The sequence below is a fragment of the Enterococcus thailandicus genome (genome assembly GCF_001886265.1).
GTDB classification, from domain to species: domain Bacteria; phylum Bacillota; class Bacilli; order Lactobacillales; family Enterococcaceae; genus Enterococcus_B; species Enterococcus_B thailandicus.
Genome location: NZ_JXLE01000047.1, coordinates 1 through 682, shown reverse-complemented (window position 1 = coordinate 682; position 682 = coordinate 1). Strand labels below are relative to the sequence as shown.

Annotated in this window: 1 pseudogene; it reads left to right on the top strand. The window is 39.4% G+C overall.

Features of this window, described 5'->3' with window-relative positions:
* Positions 1–554: pseudogene (locus tag RV17_RS13000) on the top strand (IS3-like element IS1485 family transposase); the annotation flags it as partial.
* Positions 555–682: the final 128 nt, after the last annotated feature.

Here is a 682-nt window from a genome sequence, read left to right as displayed (position 1 = left end):
TGAATCGTAAATTCTTAAGAGACAACCCATTAGAAGCGATCGTAACAGACTTGACTTATGTACGAGTCGGGAAAAAATGGAATTATGTCTGTTTCATTTTGGATCTGTTCAATCGAGAAATTCTCGGCTATTCTTGTGGAGAACATAAAGATGCCGTTCTAGTAAAAAAAGCATTTAGCCGTATCAAACAACCTCTGACAGAGGTTGAGATTTTTCATACTGATCGTGGAAAAGAGTTTGATAACCAAGCTATTGATGAATTATTAACAACTTTTGACATCAATCGATCATTGAGTCATAAAGGCTGTCCTTTTGATAATGCCGTAGCTGAATCAACTTATAAGTCGTTGAAAGTAGAATTTGTCTATCAATACACATTTGAAACCTTACAACAATTGGATTTGGAGTTATTTGACTATGTCAATTGGTGGAACCACCTTCGGTTGCACGGTACACTTGGCTACGAGACACCGGTTGGTTACCGTAACCAGAGATTGGCGCAGCGAATCCTTGATAATGAGCTCGGATGTGCTAACGCTAGCGAGGCAGTCTAACTTTAACTGTTAGCTCCTGCTGAAGATCGTCACATCCGAGGAGGCTCATTGTCAAGGACAATCGGAATAGCATACGGAAAGAAGTTCTGCACCTTATAAAATTTGTCAAAAAAACTGTTGCCATTCCA